Here is a 14,725-nt window from a genome sequence, read left to right as displayed (position 1 = left end):
CCGCTGTAGTTGCCGTTGTTCTTGTAGAGCCACAGCGAGTCGATCGCCAGGTAGCCCTGGAGGTAGGGCTGCTGGTCCACGGCGAACTCGATGGTCCCCTTGCTGATGGCGGTGGTCAGGTCCTTGTTGAGGTCGAAGGTGGCGACCTTCGCCTTGCTGCCCGCGTCGGACGCCGACTGGACGGCGATCAGCGCGATCGGGGCGCCGAGCGTGACCACGTGGTCGATGGCCTTGTCCTGCGTGAGCTTGGCGGTGATCGTCGACTTGACCGAGGTCGGGGACGTGCCGTCGACGTACAGGGTCTCCGTCGTCCCGGAGAACGTCTTCTTCACACCGTCGCAGCGCTGGGTGAGGCCGACGTTGCCCTGCTCCTGGATGACACAGACGACCTTCTTCGCGCCCTCGGAGTTCAGCCGGTTGCCGAGCGCCTCGCCCGCGACCGTCTCGTCCTGGCCGAAGAACTCCAGCAGACCGAGCTTCTTCCAGTCGCTCAGACCGGAGTTGAGGCCGACGATCGGGATCTGCGCGGTGTTGGCCTTGCTGATGACGTCCTTCATGGCGTCCGGCTTTGCGAGGGTGACGGCGATCCCGTCGACCTTCTGGTCGATCGCGTTCTGCACCAGGTTGGCCTGGTTGCCCGCGTTCGGGTCAGCGGAGTAGACGAGCTTGATGTTGTCCTTGTCGGCGGCGGCCTGGGCACCCTTGCGGACGATGTCCCAGAAGGTGTCGCCCGGCGACTGGTGGGTGACCAGCGCGACCGTCATGCGAGGGGTGGATGCCTTGCCCGCTGAGGCCGCCGTTCCTCCCTCTTCGGACTTCTTTCCTCCGGAGCTGCTGGAGCAGCCCGCGAGGGTCAGGGCTGCCGCCGCGGCAACGGCCACTATCGAGGCCAGCCTGCGCGAACGGGAGTGGGAAGAACGGTCCATCTTTCCTGCACCTCACTGTGCTACGGGGGAAAGGAACGGATCGGGACGATCCGCGGACCCGGGCCGACGGAGGTGGTCCGGGTCACTCGCTGTTGCGTTGGGACGGGATACAAGTCCCTGTGCGGCCCGCTGTCAATACTTTGTTAAGACATCATTTCACACTCAGGTCCGAATGTAAGTACAAACCATTGACAGCGCGACCTGCTCCGATCTACACCTGAGGGGCATCAGCCCACCCTCGAGGAGCCTCGCATGACCGAGTCGCCACCACAGGCCGCAGGCCTGGTCGCGACGGGCCGTTACGAAAGCGATGCCTACCCGCTCCCGCCGGGGGTACCCCTGGCACCGACGGAGCGCCCCGGCGGCATGGTGCCGGTCCCCGGCGGCCGGCCCCGGCCCGGCCGGCCGGTCGGCGCCCGGCTGCCCCTCTACACCACCCCGTCCGAATGAGGTCCCCCATGAGCCAGCCGACCACCCGCCTGACCGTCGCCCAGGCGCTGGTGCGGTTCCTGTCCGCGCAGTACACCGAGCGCGACGGTGTCCGGCACCGGCTCATCGCCGGCACCTGGGGCATCTTCGGCCACGGCAACGTGGCGGGGATCGGCCAGGCGCTCCTCGAGTACGGCGACGTCATGCCGTACCACCAGGGCCGCAACGAGCAGGCGATGGTGCACGCGGCGGTCGGCCACGCCCGCCAGCTGGACCGGCTCTCGGCGCAGGCGGTGACCACGTCCATCGGCCCGGGCGCCACCAACCTGGTGACCGGCGCCGCCCTCGCCACCATCAACCGGCTGCCGGTGCTGCTGCTCCCCGGCGACTACTTCGCGAGCCACGCTCCGGACCCGCTGCTGCAACAGCTGGAGCACCCGAGCGAGTTCGACGTCTCCGTCAACGACACCCTGCGCCCGGTCTCCCGCTACTTCGACCGGATCACCCGCCCCGAGGCGCTGATCCCCTCCGCGCTGAACGCCATGCGGGTCCTCGCCGACCCGGCCGAGACCGGCGCGGTCACCCTCGCCCTCCCCCAGGACGTCCAGGCGGAGGCGTACGACTGGCCGGAGGAGTTCTTCGCCGAGCGTGTGTGGCGGGTCCGTCGGCCCGCCCCCGACCCCGTGGAGCTGGCCGACGCCGTGAGCGCCGTACGGGCCGCTCAGCGCCCCCTGATCGTGGCGGGCGGCGGAGTCCACCACAGCCGCGCGGAAGACGCTCTGAGGGCCCTTGTAGAGGCCACCGGCATCCCCGTCGCCTCGACCCAGGCGGGCAAGGGCTCGCTGCGCCACAACCACCCGGCCGACCTGGGCGGGGTCGGGCACACCGGGACGGCCGTCGCCGACGACCTGGCCCGCACGGCCGACCTGGTCATCGGCGTCGGCACCCGGTACACGGACTTCACCACGGCCTCCGGCACCCTCTTCCAGAACCCGGACGTCCGCTTCCTCAACCTGAACATCACCGGGTTCGACGCCCACAAGCTGGCCGCGCGCACGCTCGTCTGCGACGCGCGGGCGGGGCTCACGGCCCTCGCGGAGGCCCTGTCCGGGCACCGGGTGGCCGCGGACTACGCGGCCGAGTACCGGGCGGGCAAGGAGCGTTGGGACGCCGTCGTCGAGGCGGCCTACCGCGCGGACGACGAGGACGCCGTACCGACCCAGACCCAGGTGCTCGGCGCCCTGGACGCGGTCGTCGGTGATGACGACGTTGTCATCAACGCGGCCGGCTCGCTCCCGGGCGACCTGCACAAGCTGTGGCGGGCCCGCTCGCCGCGCCAGTACCACCTGGAGTACGGCTACTCCTGCATGGGCTACGAGATCCCGGCCGGCATCGGCGTCCAGCAGGCGGCCCCGGACGTCGCGGTCTGGTCGCTGGTCGGCGACGGCACCTATCTGATGATGCCGACCGAGATCGTCACCGCCGTCCAGGAGGGCCTGCCCCTCAACCTGGTCCTCATCCAGAACCACGGGTACGCCTCCATCGGCGGCCTCTCCGAGGCGGTGGGCGGCGAGCGGTTCGGCACGGCCTACCGCTTCCGCTCCGCCGACGGCACCTTCGGCGGCGCGCCGCTGCCGGTGGACCTCGCCGCCAACGCGGCCAGCCTCGGCATGGAGGTGCTGCGCGCCAAGACCGTGCGGGAGCTGCGCGAGGCGCTCGCCACGGCCCGCGCGAGCGACCGGCCGACGTGTGTGTACGTGGAGACGGACCCGGCGCCCACCGCTCCCCCGGCCGAGGCCTGGTGGGACGTGCCGGTCGCCGAGACCGCCGAGCGCGAGGCCGCCGTACTGGCCCGCGAGGACTACGACCGGCAGGTCGCCGACCGCCGCCGGCATCTGTGATTCCCCCGAACCCCGGAAGGAGGTGTCCCGGTGGCCCGAACCGGTGATTCCACCCGCACCGCGACCGTCTCGGCACTCGACGCCCTGGACTTCGCCCTGGACCGCGGCAGTCCGGTGCCGCTCTACTACCAGCTCGCCCAGCAGCTGGAGGAGGCCATAGAGCACGGAGTGCTCGCCCCGGGCAACCTCCTGGGCAACGAGATCGACCTGTCGGTACGGCTCGGCCTGTCCCGGCCCACGGTCCGCCAGGCCATCCAGTCGCTTGTCGACAAGGGCCTCCTTGTGCGCCGCCGGGGCGTGGGCACCCAGGTGGTGCACAGCCAGGTCAAGCGGCCGCTGGAGCTGAGCAGCCTCTACGACGACCTGGAGTCGGCCGGGCAGGGCCCGACCACCCGGGTGCTGCGCAACGAGCGGATCCCGGCGACCGCCGAGGTGGCCGCCGCGCTGGGGATCGCGGAGGGCGCGGACGTGGTCGTCCTGGAGCGGCTGCGCTGCACACACGGCCAGCCGGTGGCGTTCCTGTGCAACTACCTGCCCGCCGCCCTGCTCGAACTCGACACCGAGCGGCTGGAGACGACCGGCCTGTACCGGATGATGCGCACGGCGGGCATCACCCTGCACAGCGCCCGGCAGACGGTGGGCGCCCGCAGCGCCACCGCCGAGGAGGCCGTCCGGCTCGACGAGAAGGAGGGCGCCGCCCTGCTCACCATGCGGCGCACGGCGTACGACGACACCGGGCGGCCGGTGGAGTACGGCAGCCATGTCTACCGGGCGTCCCGGTACGCCTTCGACTTCCAGCTGCTCGTACGGCCGTAGAACGTGCCGTGCCGGGCCGGTTGCTGCGGGTTTAACCGCTGGTCCCGCGACCGGAAACCAACACGCCCGCACACGAGCCCCCATGGAGTTTGTCCCATGGGGGCTCCGTCGTACCGCTCTGTTCAACAAACCGCCAGGCGACCATGTCGATTACGTTTCGGGCAAGAGACGGGCGAGAGAGACGCAGGCTATTGACGCATGAGCGGACAAGCGGCTGTTATTGCGCCCACGATGTTCGGCCGAGTTGGTTTCTGATCGGTTTCGGGACCTTTCGAAGATCAACTCTTCCCCTTGCCGAACCCTGTTACTCAGGAGCCGCCATGCGCATCTCCCCGTCCGGTCTTCACGTGCCGGGACCGAGCCGCCGTAACGTCATCCGCGGTGCCGGTTCGGCCGCGCTGCTCGCCGGTGCCGGCATACCCCTGCTGTCCGCCTGTGGCGGCAGCGGATCCTCCTCGGACCCGAAGACGGTCAGCCTCGGCTCCAACCAGTCCGACGCCGTGCCGAAGAAGGCCTACGGAGCCCTCTACACGGCCTTCACCAAGCAGTCCGGCATCACCGTCAAGGTGAACACCAAGGACCACAACACCTTCCAGGAGCAGATCAACTCGTATCTGCAGGGCACGCCGGACGACGTGTTCAACTGGTTCGCGGGCTACCGCATGCAGTTCTTCGCGCAGAAGGGCCTTGCCTCCCCGATCGACGACGTGTGGGAGAAGATCGGGGCCAACTTCCCCGACGCGATGAAGAAGCTCAGCAAGGGCGCGGACGGCAAGTACTACTTCGTGCCGCTGAACACGTACCCCTGGGCGGTCTTCTACCGCAAGAGCGTCTTCCAGGCGAAGGGCTACACGGTCCCCACCACCTGGGACGAACTGGTCGCCCTGTGCAAGCAGATGAAGAAGGACGGTCTGGTCCCGATCGCGTTCGGCGACAAGGACGCGTGGCCGGCGATGGGCACCTTCGACCAGATCAACTTCCGTCTCAACGGCTACGACTTCCACGTCGAGCTGATGGGGGGCAAGGCCGCCTGGACCGACGCCAAGGTCAAGGCCGTCTTCGACCACTGGGCCGAGCTGCTCCCGTACCACCAGGACGGCTTCATGGGCCGCACCTGGCAGGACGCCGCCCAGACCCTGGTGTCGAAGAAGGCCGGCATGTACCTCCTCGGCTCCTTCGTGGCCCAGCAGTTCACCAACGCGGCCGACCTGGACGACCTCGACTTCTTCGCCTTCCCGGAGATCAACTCCGCGTACGGCCAGGACACCGTGGAGGCGCCCACCGACGGCTTCATGGTCAGCAAGTCCCCGAAGAACCACGACGGTGTCGTGAAGCTGCTGGAGTACCTCGGCTCCCCGGCTGCCGAGGAGCTCTACCTCAAGGGCGACCCGAGCGTGGTGGCGGCCTCCAACAAGGCCAGCACGTCGTCGTACTCGGCGCTGCAGAAGAAGGCGTACGACATGATCGGCGCCGCCAAGAGCCTCACCCAGTTCATGGACCGCGACTCCCGCCCGGACTTCACGTCCACGGTGATGCAGCCCGGTCTGCAGAAGTTCCTGCAGAACCCCAAGGGGATCGACAGCCTGCTCTCGTCCATCGAGCGCCAGAAGAAGACGATCTTCGCGTCCGAGTGAGCTGCTGAATGACGACTGAAATCCCCACGAAGTCCCAGGAGGCGGCCGCCGTGCCGCCTCCTGGGCGCGCGTCCGAAAAGAAGCGGGTCCAGCAGGGGCACAAGCGCCTGCTGACCCGCCGTGACCGGATCACCCTCGCCTTCATGGCGGGCGTGCCGACGCTTCTGCACGTTCTCCTGGTCTGGGTGACCGCCCTGGCCTCTATCCTCCTCGCCTTCACCTCCTGGGACGGCATCGGCTTCGACTCCATCAAATGGGTCGGGCTCGACAACTTCCAGCAACTCTTCAGCGACAACCCGCAGTTCTGGCCGGCCGTCCAGCACAACGTCATCTGGTTCGTCGTCCTCATCCTGATCCCGACCCCGTTCGGCCTGTTCCTGGCCGTGCAGCTGGACAAGAAGATCAGGTTCAGCCGGGTCTACCAGACGGCGTTCTTCCTCCCGGTCGTCATCTCCCTGGCGTGCATCGGGTTCGTCTGGCAGCTGATCTACAACCCGGACACGGGCCTGATCAACAGCCTCATCGGCGCGAACAAGCCGGGCCACTACATCGACTGGATCGGTGACCCGAACCTCAACCTGTGGGCCGTGCTGGTCGCCGCGTCCTGGCGGCACACCGGCTACATGATGATCCTGTACCTGGCCGGCCTGAAGAGCGTCGACCCGTCCCTCCGGGAGGCCTCGTCCCTCGACGGCGCCAACGAGTGGCAGACGTTCAAGAACGTCATCTTCCCGACGCTGCGGCCGACCAACACCATCGTCCTGGTCGTGACGATCATCGAGTCGCTGCGCGCCTTCGACCTGGTCTTCGTCTTCAACAAGGGCGCCCAGGGCACCGAGTTGCTCTCCATCCTGGTGACCAACAACATCATCGGCGAGTCCAGCCGCATCGGTTACGGCTCGGCGATCGCGGTGGTGCTGCTGTTCATCTCCCTGATCGTGATCATTCCCTATCTGATCGCGACCTTCCGGAAGGAGCGGCGCGCATGAGCACCGTGAGCAGCGCGCTGCCCAAGCAGCGCAACCCGATCCGCCCGGCCCGTGTCCTGCTGCACGTGTTCCTGGCCGGCACGGCCCTGGCGTGGCTCGCCCCGCTGCTGTGGGCGATCTTCTCGGCCATGCGCCCGTACAGCGAGACCAGCAACCGCGGCTACGTGTCCTGGCCGCACACGCTGAACTTCGACAACTTCAAGAACGCGTTCACGCAGTCGGACATGACCCACTACTTCATGAACACGCTGGTCATCGCGGTCCCGGCCGTGCTGCTCACGCTGTTCCTGTCGTCGATGGTCGCGTTCTACGTCGCCCGCTTCGACTTCCGGGTCAACCTCTTCCTGCTGCTGGTCTTCACCGCCGGCAACCTGCTGCCGCAGCAGGTCATCATCACCCCGCTGTACCGGATGTACCTGCTGACGAACCTGCCGGGGATCACGCAGAGCGGCAAGCTGTACGACTCGGCGCTCGGTCTGGTGCTGATCCATGTGGCGTTCCAGTCCGGGTTCTGCGCGTTCGTGCTCAGCAACTACATGCGTTCGCTGCCGCACGAGCTGACCGAGGCCGCGCTGGTGGACGGCGCGTCGGTGTGGCGGCTGTACTGGCAGGTCACGCTGCCGCTGTGCAAGCCGGCGATGGCGGCCCTGGCGACCCTGTTGTCGATCTGGATCTACAACGACTTCTTCTGGGCGCTGGTACTGATCTCGACCGGAGACAACATGCCGATCACCTCGGCGCTGAACAACCTCTCCGGCCAGTTCTTCACCGACCCGAACCTGGTCGCCGCCGGTTCCCTGCTGACCGCGATCCCGACGCTGCTCGTGTACTTCGCGCTCCAGAAGCAGTTCGTCAGCGGTCTGACCCTGGGCTCCGCCAAGGGCTGATCCGGCCCCGTCCGAAAGAGAACCTCGTGCACAACCCGTTCACCCCGGTCGCCTCCGTGCCGGTGGACACGCGCACCGCCCGTGTCCACGAGGAGGGCTGGCAGTCCTGGTCGCCGAGCGGCGCCTACGCCCTCGGCGCGGCCCCTTACCGCCCGACGAACGACAACTGGGCGACCGTGTGTTACCGCCCTGGCCGCAGCGTGCCCGACGGGGCCTTCCAGGGCGAGGGCCTGCTGGCGCTCGACCCGGGCGACGGCTCCCCGGTCCGGCTCTGGGCGGCGCCCGACCCGCTGCACGAGGTGCCCTCGATCCGGCTGACCGTCGCGGCCGGGGTCGCGGAGGTCGAGGCCGACGGCCCGGTCAAGGAGTGGACCGGCACGGACATCCAGTCCGTGCTGGCCGACTGGGCCGGCGCCCTGGCCGTGCCGGCGCCCCGCCCCGCGCCCACCGTCTGGTGCTCCTGGTACGAGTACTTCACGGCCGTCACCGAGGACGACATCCACGAGAACCTGCGGGCGATGGACACCCTCGACCTGCCGATCGACGTGGTGCAGATCGACGACGGCTACCAGAGCGCCCTGGGCGACTGGCTGACCCTCTCCGGCCGCTTCCGCTCCCGGCGGGGCATCGCGGACGCCATCCGCGCCCGCGGCCGCCGGGCGGGCGTCTGGACGGCGCCCTTCCTGGTCGACCCGGCGAGCGCCCTCGCCGAGACCTACCCGGACTGGCTGGTCCGCGACCCCGACGGCAACCCGCTGCACGCGGGCCGCAACTGGGGGCACGACCTGTACGTCCTGGACACCACCCACCCCGCCGCCGCGGCCTACCTCACCGACGTCTTCGCGACACTGCGCGCCGAGGGCTACGACTACTTCAAGGTCGACTTCCTCTACGCGGGCGCGATGGACGGCGTACGGCACTCGGGCGCGGACGCGCTGACCGCGTACCGGCTGGGCATCGGCCTGATCCGGGAGGCGATCGGCGCGGACGCCTACCTGCTCGGCTGCGGCGCGCCGATCCTGCCCTCGATCGGCCTGTTCGACGCGATGCGGGTCAGCCCGGACACCGCTCCGCACCGCCGTCCCGAGGCCGACGACTTCAGCCAACCGGGCCAGGATCCGGCCGAGTTCACCGGGGTCGGCCGCCAGTGGCAGCACGGCCGCCTCTGGGTCAACGACCCCGACTGCCTGATGGCCCGCCCCGCCGTGGAGACCCGTGCGCGCTGGGCGGCGCACGTGGAGGCCGTCGGCGGCCTGGTCGCCTCCAGCGACCGGCTGCTCTCCCTCGACCAGTGGGGCGTGGAGACAACCCGCCGCCTTCTCACCGGAGTTACCGGAGCCGACCGATGAACGACCGCACCCTCTCCGTCCCCGGCATCGTCTACGGCGGCGACTACAACCCCGAGCAGTGGCCCGAGGAGGTGTGGGCCGAAGACGTCCGCCTGATGCGCGAGGCGGGCGTGAACATGGTCAGCGTCGGCATCTTCTCGTGGGCGCTGATGGAGCCGTCCGAGGGCGTCTACGACTTCTCGCGGATGGACCGGATCCTCGGCCTCCTCCACGAGAACGGCATCGCCGCCGACCTCGCCACCCCCACGGCCGCCCCGCCGGCCTGGTTCTTCCGCGCCCACCCCGAGGCGCTCCCGGTGGACCACGACGGCCGCACCCTGTCGTACGGCAGCCGGCAGACGTTCTGCCCGAGCAGCCCCGCCTACCGCGCGGCCGCGCTGAGGATCGCGGGCGCGATCGCCGACCGGTACGCGAGCCACCCGGCCGTGAAGATGTGGCACGTCCACAACGAGTACGGCTGCCACAACGCCGCCTGCTACTGCGACACCAGCGCGGAGTCCTTCCGCCGCTGGCTGCGGGCCCGGTACGGCGACGACCTGGCCGCCCTCAACCACGCCTGGGGCACCACCTTCTGGAGCCAGTGGTACTACGACTGGGAGGAGATCCTGCCGCCCCGCGCGACCGGCGCGGTCCCCAACCCGACGCACCAGCTGGACTGGCGGCGGTTCTGCTCCGACGAACTGCTGTCGCTGTACACGGCGGAGCGGGACGTGCTCCGGGAGGCGGCCCCCGCGATCCCCGCCACCACCAACTTCATGGTGATGTACAACTTCGACGCCCTCGACTACTGGCGCTGGGCACCGGAGCTGGACGTGGTGGCCAACGACCACTACCTGATGTCGGCCGACCCGGAGTCGCAGATCGACGTCGCGCTGAGCGGCGACCTGATGCGGTCGCTGGCGGGCGGGCCGTGGCTGCTGATGGAGCACTCGACGGGCGCCGTCAACTGGCAGCCCGTCAACCGGGCCAAGACGGCGGGCGAGTTGCGACGCAACGCGCTCGCGCATGTGGCGCACGGCGCGGACGGCATCTGCTACTTCCAGTGGCGGGCGGCGAAGGCGGGTGCCGAGCAGTGGCACTCGGCGATGCTGCCGCACGCGGGGACCGACAGCCAGATCTGGCGGGACGTGGTCCGGCTGGGCGCCGATCTCAAGGCACTCGCCGAGGTGCGCGGCAGCACCGGCACCGCCGAGGTGGCCGTGGTCTGGGACTGGGACGCCCGCTGGGCCGTCGAGCTGCCCTCGCAGCCGAGCGAGAAGCTGCGCTACCTGGACGTCGTCCGCGCCTGGTACGAGCCGCTGTGGCGGGCCGGCGTGGCGGTGGACTTCGTCCGCCCGGACGCGGACCTGTCGGCGTACAAGGCGGTGCTGGCCCCGAGCCTGTACCTGGTGGACGACACGGGCGTGGCGAACCTGACCGCCTTCGCGGAGGCCGGCGGCACCCTGGCCGTCGGCTTCCACAGCGGTGCGGTGGACGAGAACTGCCATGTGCGGCTGGGCGGTTACCCGGGCGCCTTCCGGGAGCTGCTGGGCGTGCGCACCGACGAGCTGTTCCCGCTGCTGCCCGAGGAGCGGGTGACGCTGAGCGAGGGCGGCACGGGCTCGCTCTGGTCGGAGCGGGTGGGCCTGGCGGGCGCGGCGGCGGTGACGTCGTACGCCGACGGGCCGCTGGCCGGGGTACCGGCGGTGACCCGGCACGGCTACGGGTCGGGCACCGCCTGGTACGTGGCGACGCTCCCCGACCCGGAGACCCTGGCGGGGCTGCTCGGCCGGATCCGCGCCGAGGCCGGCGTGGCCGCGGGCCGCACCGCCCCGGCGGGCGTGGAGGTCGTCGTGCGGCGCGGTGCGGACGCGGACTACGTGTTCGTGATCGACCACACCGGCGAGGGCGCCGAACTCCCGGTCGCGGCAGGGTCGGTGGAGCTGCTGTCCGGCAAGCCCGCCGACGGCACGGTCACCGTGGCGCCGGGCGAGATCGCCGTCGTACGGGAGCCGCGCGGTCAGTGAGCCGCGTCCAGGCGGGCCCGCTGACCGGGCGTGAGCTCCAGGTCCACGGCGGCGAGGTTCTCCTCCAGCTGGGCCACGGACGACATCCCGGCCAGCGGGACGACCGGCAGCGGCCCGCCCAGCAGCCACGCCAGCACCACCTGGTTGAGGGTCGCCCCGGTCTCCCTGGCCACCTCGCCCAGCACGGCGAGGCGGGCCGGGGTGCCGGGGTGGTCGAAATCGGCGGGCAGCGTTTTGCCGGGCTGGGTGTAGGCGCCCTTGAGCAGCGGTGAGTAGGCGACCAGGGTGAGGTCCGGCTCCGCGCGCAGGTAGCTGCGCAGCTGGGCGTCGGCGCCGCCGAGGCTGCCGTCCGGGAACAGGTCGTCGGGGATGTCGGTGCGCGGGCGCAGGTAGCTGTGCTGGTACTGGAGCACCTCGTAGCCGGGCAGCCCGGCCGCGGCGGCCAGGGCCCGGGCGCGTTCCAGCCGCCAGACGGCGTGGTTGCTGGCGCCGAGCAGGCCGACGGTGCCCTCCGCGACGAGCGCGGCGAACCCCTCGACCGTCTCGCCGAGCGGGACGGCGGGGTCCTCTATGTGGGCGTACAGCAGGTCGAGTCTTTCGACGCCGAGGCGTTCGCGACTGCGCTCGGCCGACTCGCGGATCACCTTCGCGGACAGGCCCTCGGCGTTGTCGGTGTAGCTCGTGCCGGGGGCGAGGGGGCGGGCGCCGAGCTTGGTGGCGATGACGATCCCGTCGCCGATCCCGCGGCTGCGCCGCCAGCGGCCGAGCAGTTCCTCGCTCTGGCCGCCCTGGCTCCCGTCCTCCCAGAAGGCGTAGTTGTCGGACGTGTCGATGAAGTTCCCGCCGGCCTCGACGTAGCGGTCGAGGACGGCGAAGGAGGTCTTCTCGTCGGTGCGGGACCCGAACAGCATGGCGCCGAGCGCGAGGACGCTCACCTCGCGGCGGGTCCTCGGGTCGGTACCGATGGTGCGGTACTTCATGCCCTCTCCTCCGTCCGGGCACCCGGGGGTTCGGGTGCACGGTGGTGAGTCTTCGGCTTGAAGTGCGCACGAAGTCAAGGGCGCCTGGCGAACGGTCCGTCCAGGGCCGCCCACTGCAGCAGCATGATCGTCTTCGCGTCGGCGATCTCGCCCGTCCGGATCATCTCCAGGGCGCGCCGGAAGGGGAGTTCGAGGATCTCGATGTCCTCGCCCTCCTCGTCCAGGCCGCCGCCCTCGTGGGTGCGGGTCGAGGGGCCGTAGGCGGCGGCGTAGAAGGAGATCCGTTCGGTGACCGAGCCCGGGCTCATGTAGACGTCGAAGACGTGCTCGACCTCGCCGACGGTGTGGCCGGTCTCCTCGACGACCTCCCGGCGGACCGCGTGCTCCGGGTGCTCGGCCTCGTCGTCCAGGAGGCCTGCCGGGGTCTCGACCAGCATGCCGTCGGGGTGGCCGTTGACGTACACCGGGAAGCGGAACTGGCGGGTGAGTAGGACGGTTTCGCGTTCGGTGTCGTAGAGGAGGAGGGTGGCGCCGTTGCCGCGGTCGTGGGTCTCGCGTTCCTCGGTGTGCCAGGTGCCGTCGGCGTGCTGGAGATCGAAGGTGGTAGCCCGCTCGACGTACCAGTGGCTGGACAGGAGTCTCACCTCCCGGACCTTCACACGCGGGTTGCCGGTCAGGTCCAGTCCGGCACGGTCGAGGCCGGTACGGCCCCGGCGGTCGGGGGTGTCGATCCCGGCGGTCATCGGGTGCCCGCCGGGCGGGCGGGGGCGGTCAGGTAACTCATGATCACCTGTCTACCACCCGCCCACGTCCGGCAGGCGTCTCCCGAGCAGGCCGGGCGAAGTCCCCTACGGTTCGGCAGCGCCCCGTAGGGGCGCGGGGAACTGCGCGACCAGCCACAACGGTGCCGCAGCCAACCGACAACGCGCCCCCGGCTCCTCCAGCGAAGCGCCTAGTGCACTTCGGCCCGCGCCGGACCCTCGTCCAGGAACCCGCCCGACTGGTGCTGCCACAGCTTGGCGTAGGCGCCCTCCGCGGCGAGCAGTTCGTGGTGGGTGCCCTGCTCGACGATCCGGCCGCGGTCCAGGACCACGAGCCGGTCCATGGAGGCGACCGTGCTCAGCCTGTGGGCCACCACCAGCGCCGTCCGGCCCTCCATGAGCCGCCACAGCGCCTCCTGGACGAGGATCTCGCTCTCGGAGTCCAGCGCGCTGGTCGCCTCGTCCAGGAGCAGGATCGGGGCGTCCCGCAGGATCGCCCGGGCCAGGGCGACCCGCTGGCGCTGGCCGCCGGAGAGCTTGACGCCGCGCTCCCCCACCATCGTGTCGAACCCGTCCGGCAGCGCGTCGGCGAACTCCGTGACGTGCGCGGCCTCGGCGGCCAGCCGGATCTCGGCGTCGGTGGCGTCCGGCCGGGCGAAGGCGATGTTGTCCCGCAGGGTGCGGTGGAACATCGCCGGGTCCTGCGGGACGTAGGCGATCTGGCTGCGCAGGTCGGCCTGGCGCAGCCGGCTGATGTCCTGGCCGCCGATCATGATCCGGCCGGCGTCGATGTCGGTCATCCGCAGCAGCAGCCGGGTGAGCGTGGTCTTGCCGCCGCCCGACCGGCCGACGAACCCGAACTTCGACCCGCTGGGCACATCCAGTTCGAGCCCCTCGAACAGCGGCCTCGCACCCGCGTGGGTGAAGGAGACCTTCTCGAAGCGGACGCCGGCGGCCCGCGGCGCGAGCTGTTCCGGAGCCTCCGGGTCGTTCACGGTCGGCGGTTCCAGGAGCAGTTCGGTGAACTGGGCCGCCTCCGTCATGGAGCTCTCCATGCGCCGGTAGATCTGGTTGAACTCGAACATGATCCGGGTCGCGTTGGTGTAGTAGGTGAAGGCGACCACGACCGCCTCCACGTTGTGCCCGCCGCCCGCCAGTGCCACCGCGAGCAGCAGCCCCACCGCGTTGGTCGCCACCGACATCGGCGCGACGAACGTGTCGATGCGCAGGTTGCCGTAGTCCCAGGAGCGCAGGGTGCGCCGCCTCGACTCGGCTACCCGCGACCGGTGTTCGGCGGCCTCCCGCTTCTCGGCGGCGAACGCCCGGACCGTGTCCATGTTCATCAGGCTGTCGGCGACATGCCCCGACACCCGGGCGATCGCCTCCTCACGCTGGTCGACCAGCCGTTGCCGGTGGCGGATCAGCGGGAACACGCACACGGCCGTCACCGCGATCATCGCCAGCAGCGCGACGACGAGCAGCGGCTGGTAGCGCCACAGCACCACCGAGCCGAACGCCAGCGGCACGAAGCTGCCGACGATGTTGAAGGTCAGCGTGTCGCCGAACTCCTCGAAGCGGGTGGCGAAGCTCAGCACCCGCTTGGTGAGCGACCCCGCGAAGTTGTCGTGGAAGAACGCGGCGTCCTTCGCGAACAGTTCGTCCATGCCGATGACGTACAACTGCTCGATACCGAGTGCGTCCACTCGGTTCAGGCAGTGCAGACCGATGCGCCAGAACGCCTCCGCCAGCAGCAGGACACCGGCGAAGCCGAGGACGTACGGCAGTGTGGCGCCGAGGCCCAGGCCGTGGCCGTCGGCGATCCGGCCGACCAGCTTGGCCACGACCAGCGGGGCCAGGTAGTTGATTCCGATGTTGCCGAGCGCCGGCAGCAGCAACGCGGGCAGGGTGAGCCGCTTGAGCCGGGCCAACTCCCGTCCGTAGTAACGAAGCGCGAGCATGACGGCGCCCTTGCGGGGTCCCGTCGCAGGTAAATCGACAGAGGATGTCATCTCAACCCTGTGTAGTCGTCGTACGGCATGCCGAGTCG

12 protein-coding genes are annotated in these 14,725 nt (G+C 70.1%); 8 read left to right on the top strand and 4 right to left on the bottom strand.

Annotated elements, in window-relative coordinates; translation table 11 throughout:
• Positions 1–926: substrate-binding domain-containing protein (locus KVT45_RS44615; RefSeq protein ID WP_217555392.1), on the bottom strand; the 926-nt coding region annotated here is incomplete at its 3' end.
• Positions 927–1,178: 252 nt separating this feature from the next.
• On the opposite strand from KVT45_RS44615, the gene KVT45_RS44610 reads away from it, so the two are divergent.
• From KVT45_RS44610 to KVT45_RS44575, 8 genes are all read left to right on the top strand, one after another.
• Positions 1,179–1,376 (top strand): hypothetical protein, encoded by a 198-nt coding sequence (locus tag KVT45_RS44610; RefSeq protein ID WP_217555390.1) that lies wholly within the window; start codon positions 1,179–1,181, stop codon positions 1,374–1,376.
• 8 nt (positions 1,377–1,384) lie between these two features.
• A complete protein-coding gene (gene iolD / locus KVT45_RS44605; RefSeq protein ID WP_217555388.1) occupies positions 1,385–3,256 on the top strand; it encodes a 3D-(3,5/4)-trihydroxycyclohexane-1,2-dione acylhydrolase (decyclizing) in 1,872 nt (623 codons plus the stop codon).
• 30 nt (positions 3,257–3,286) lie between these two features.
• A complete protein-coding gene (locus KVT45_RS44600; RefSeq protein WP_217555386.1) occupies positions 3,287–4,072 on the top strand; it encodes a GntR family transcriptional regulator in 786 nt (261 codons plus the stop codon).
• Between the two features lie 320 nt (positions 4,073–4,392).
• Positions 4,393–5,706, top strand: coding sequence for an ABC transporter substrate-binding protein (locus KVT45_RS44595; RefSeq protein WP_217555385.1), 1,314 nt, complete (start codon positions 4,393–4,395; stop codon positions 5,704–5,706).
• An 8-nt stretch (positions 5,707–5,714) separates the two neighbouring features.
• Complete coding sequence (locus tag KVT45_RS44590; RefSeq protein WP_217555384.1) at positions 5,715–6,695, top strand: carbohydrate ABC transporter permease; 981 nt, start codon at positions 5,715–5,717, stop codon at positions 6,693–6,695.
• On the top strand, positions 6,692–7,582 hold the full coding sequence (locus KVT45_RS44585; protein ID WP_217555382.1) for a carbohydrate ABC transporter permease: 891 nt from the start codon (positions 6,692–6,694) through the stop codon (positions 7,580–7,582). Before KVT45_RS44590 ends, KVT45_RS44585 begins: the two co-directional genes overlap by 4 nt.
• A 26-nt stretch (positions 7,583–7,608) precedes the next feature.
• Positions 7,609–8,931, top strand: a complete 1,323-nt coding sequence (locus KVT45_RS44580) for a glycoside hydrolase family 36 protein (protein ID WP_217555380.1) — start codon at positions 7,609–7,611, stop codon at positions 8,929–8,931.
• Positions 8,928–10,937, top strand: a complete 2,010-nt coding sequence (locus KVT45_RS44575) for a beta-galactosidase (RefSeq protein ID WP_217555378.1) — start codon at positions 8,928–8,930, stop codon at positions 10,935–10,937. The genes KVT45_RS44580 and KVT45_RS44575 overlap by 4 nt, the downstream gene beginning before the upstream one ends.
• Here the strand turns inward: KVT45_RS44575 and KVT45_RS44570 are convergent.
• The 3 genes from KVT45_RS44570 to KVT45_RS44560 all read right to left on the bottom strand — a co-directional run bounded on the left by KVT45_RS44570 (position 10,931) and on the right by KVT45_RS44560 (position 14,636).
• Positions 10,931–11,917: an aldo/keto reductase gene (locus KVT45_RS44570; RefSeq protein WP_217555376.1), complete on the bottom strand. Its 987-nt coding sequence runs from the start codon at positions 11,915–11,917 to the stop codon at positions 10,931–10,933. The genes KVT45_RS44575 and KVT45_RS44570 overlap by 7 nt on opposite strands.
• Positions 11,918–11,991: 74 nt before the next feature.
• Positions 11,992–12,660 (bottom strand): NUDIX domain-containing protein, encoded by a 669-nt coding sequence (locus KVT45_RS44565; RefSeq protein WP_217555374.1) that lies wholly within the window; start codon positions 12,658–12,660, stop codon positions 11,992–11,994.
• A 209-nt stretch (positions 12,661–12,869) separates the two neighbouring features.
• Entirely contained in the window at positions 12,870–14,636 is a 1,767-nt protein-coding gene (locus KVT45_RS44560) for an ABC transporter ATP-binding protein (protein WP_254648257.1), read from the bottom strand.
• Between the last annotated feature and the right edge of the window lie 89 nt (positions 14,637–14,725).

It is taken from the genome of Streptomyces sp. GbtcB6 (genome assembly GCF_019091475.1).
Taxonomy (GTDB): domain Bacteria; phylum Actinomycetota; class Actinomycetes; order Streptomycetales; family Streptomycetaceae; genus Streptomyces; species Streptomyces hyaluromycini.
The sequence above is the reverse complement of the archived record's forward strand: the minus strand, read 5'-3'. Positions and strand labels throughout refer to the sequence as shown.

Excerpts from the sequence above, each read along its gene's own strand:
- KVT45_RS44610 (WP_217555390.1), top strand. The coding sequence starts at position 1,179 with ATGACCGAGTCGCCACCACAGGCCGCAGGCCTGGTCGCGACGGGCCGT.
- iolD (WP_217555388.1), top strand. The coding sequence starts at position 1,385 with ATGAGCCAGCCGACCACCCGCCTGACCGTCGCCCAGGCGCTGGTGCGG.
- KVT45_RS44595 (WP_217555385.1), top strand. The coding sequence starts at position 4,393 with ATGCGCATCTCCCCGTCCGGTCTTCACGTGCCGGGACCGAGCCGCCGT.
- KVT45_RS44590 (WP_217555384.1), top strand. The coding sequence starts at position 5,715 with ATGACGACTGAAATCCCCACGAAGTCCCAGGAGGCGGCCGCCGTGCCG.
- KVT45_RS44585 (WP_217555382.1), top strand. The coding sequence starts at position 6,692 with ATGAGCACCGTGAGCAGCGCGCTGCCCAAGCAGCGCAACCCGATCCGC.
- KVT45_RS44575 (WP_217555378.1), top strand. The coding sequence starts at position 8,928 with ATGAACGACCGCACCCTCTCCGTCCCCGGCATCGTCTACGGCGGCGAC.
- KVT45_RS44570 (WP_217555376.1), bottom strand. The coding sequence starts at position 11,917 with ATGAAGTACCGCACCATCGGTACCGACCCGAGGACCCGCCGCGAGGTG.
- KVT45_RS44565 (WP_217555374.1), bottom strand. The coding sequence starts at position 12,660 with ATGACCGCCGGGATCGACACCCCCGACCGCCGGGGCCGTACCGGCCTC.
- KVT45_RS44560 (WP_254648257.1), bottom strand. The coding sequence starts at position 14,636 with ATGCTCGCGCTTCGTTACTACGGACGGGAGTTGGCCCGGCTCAAGCGG.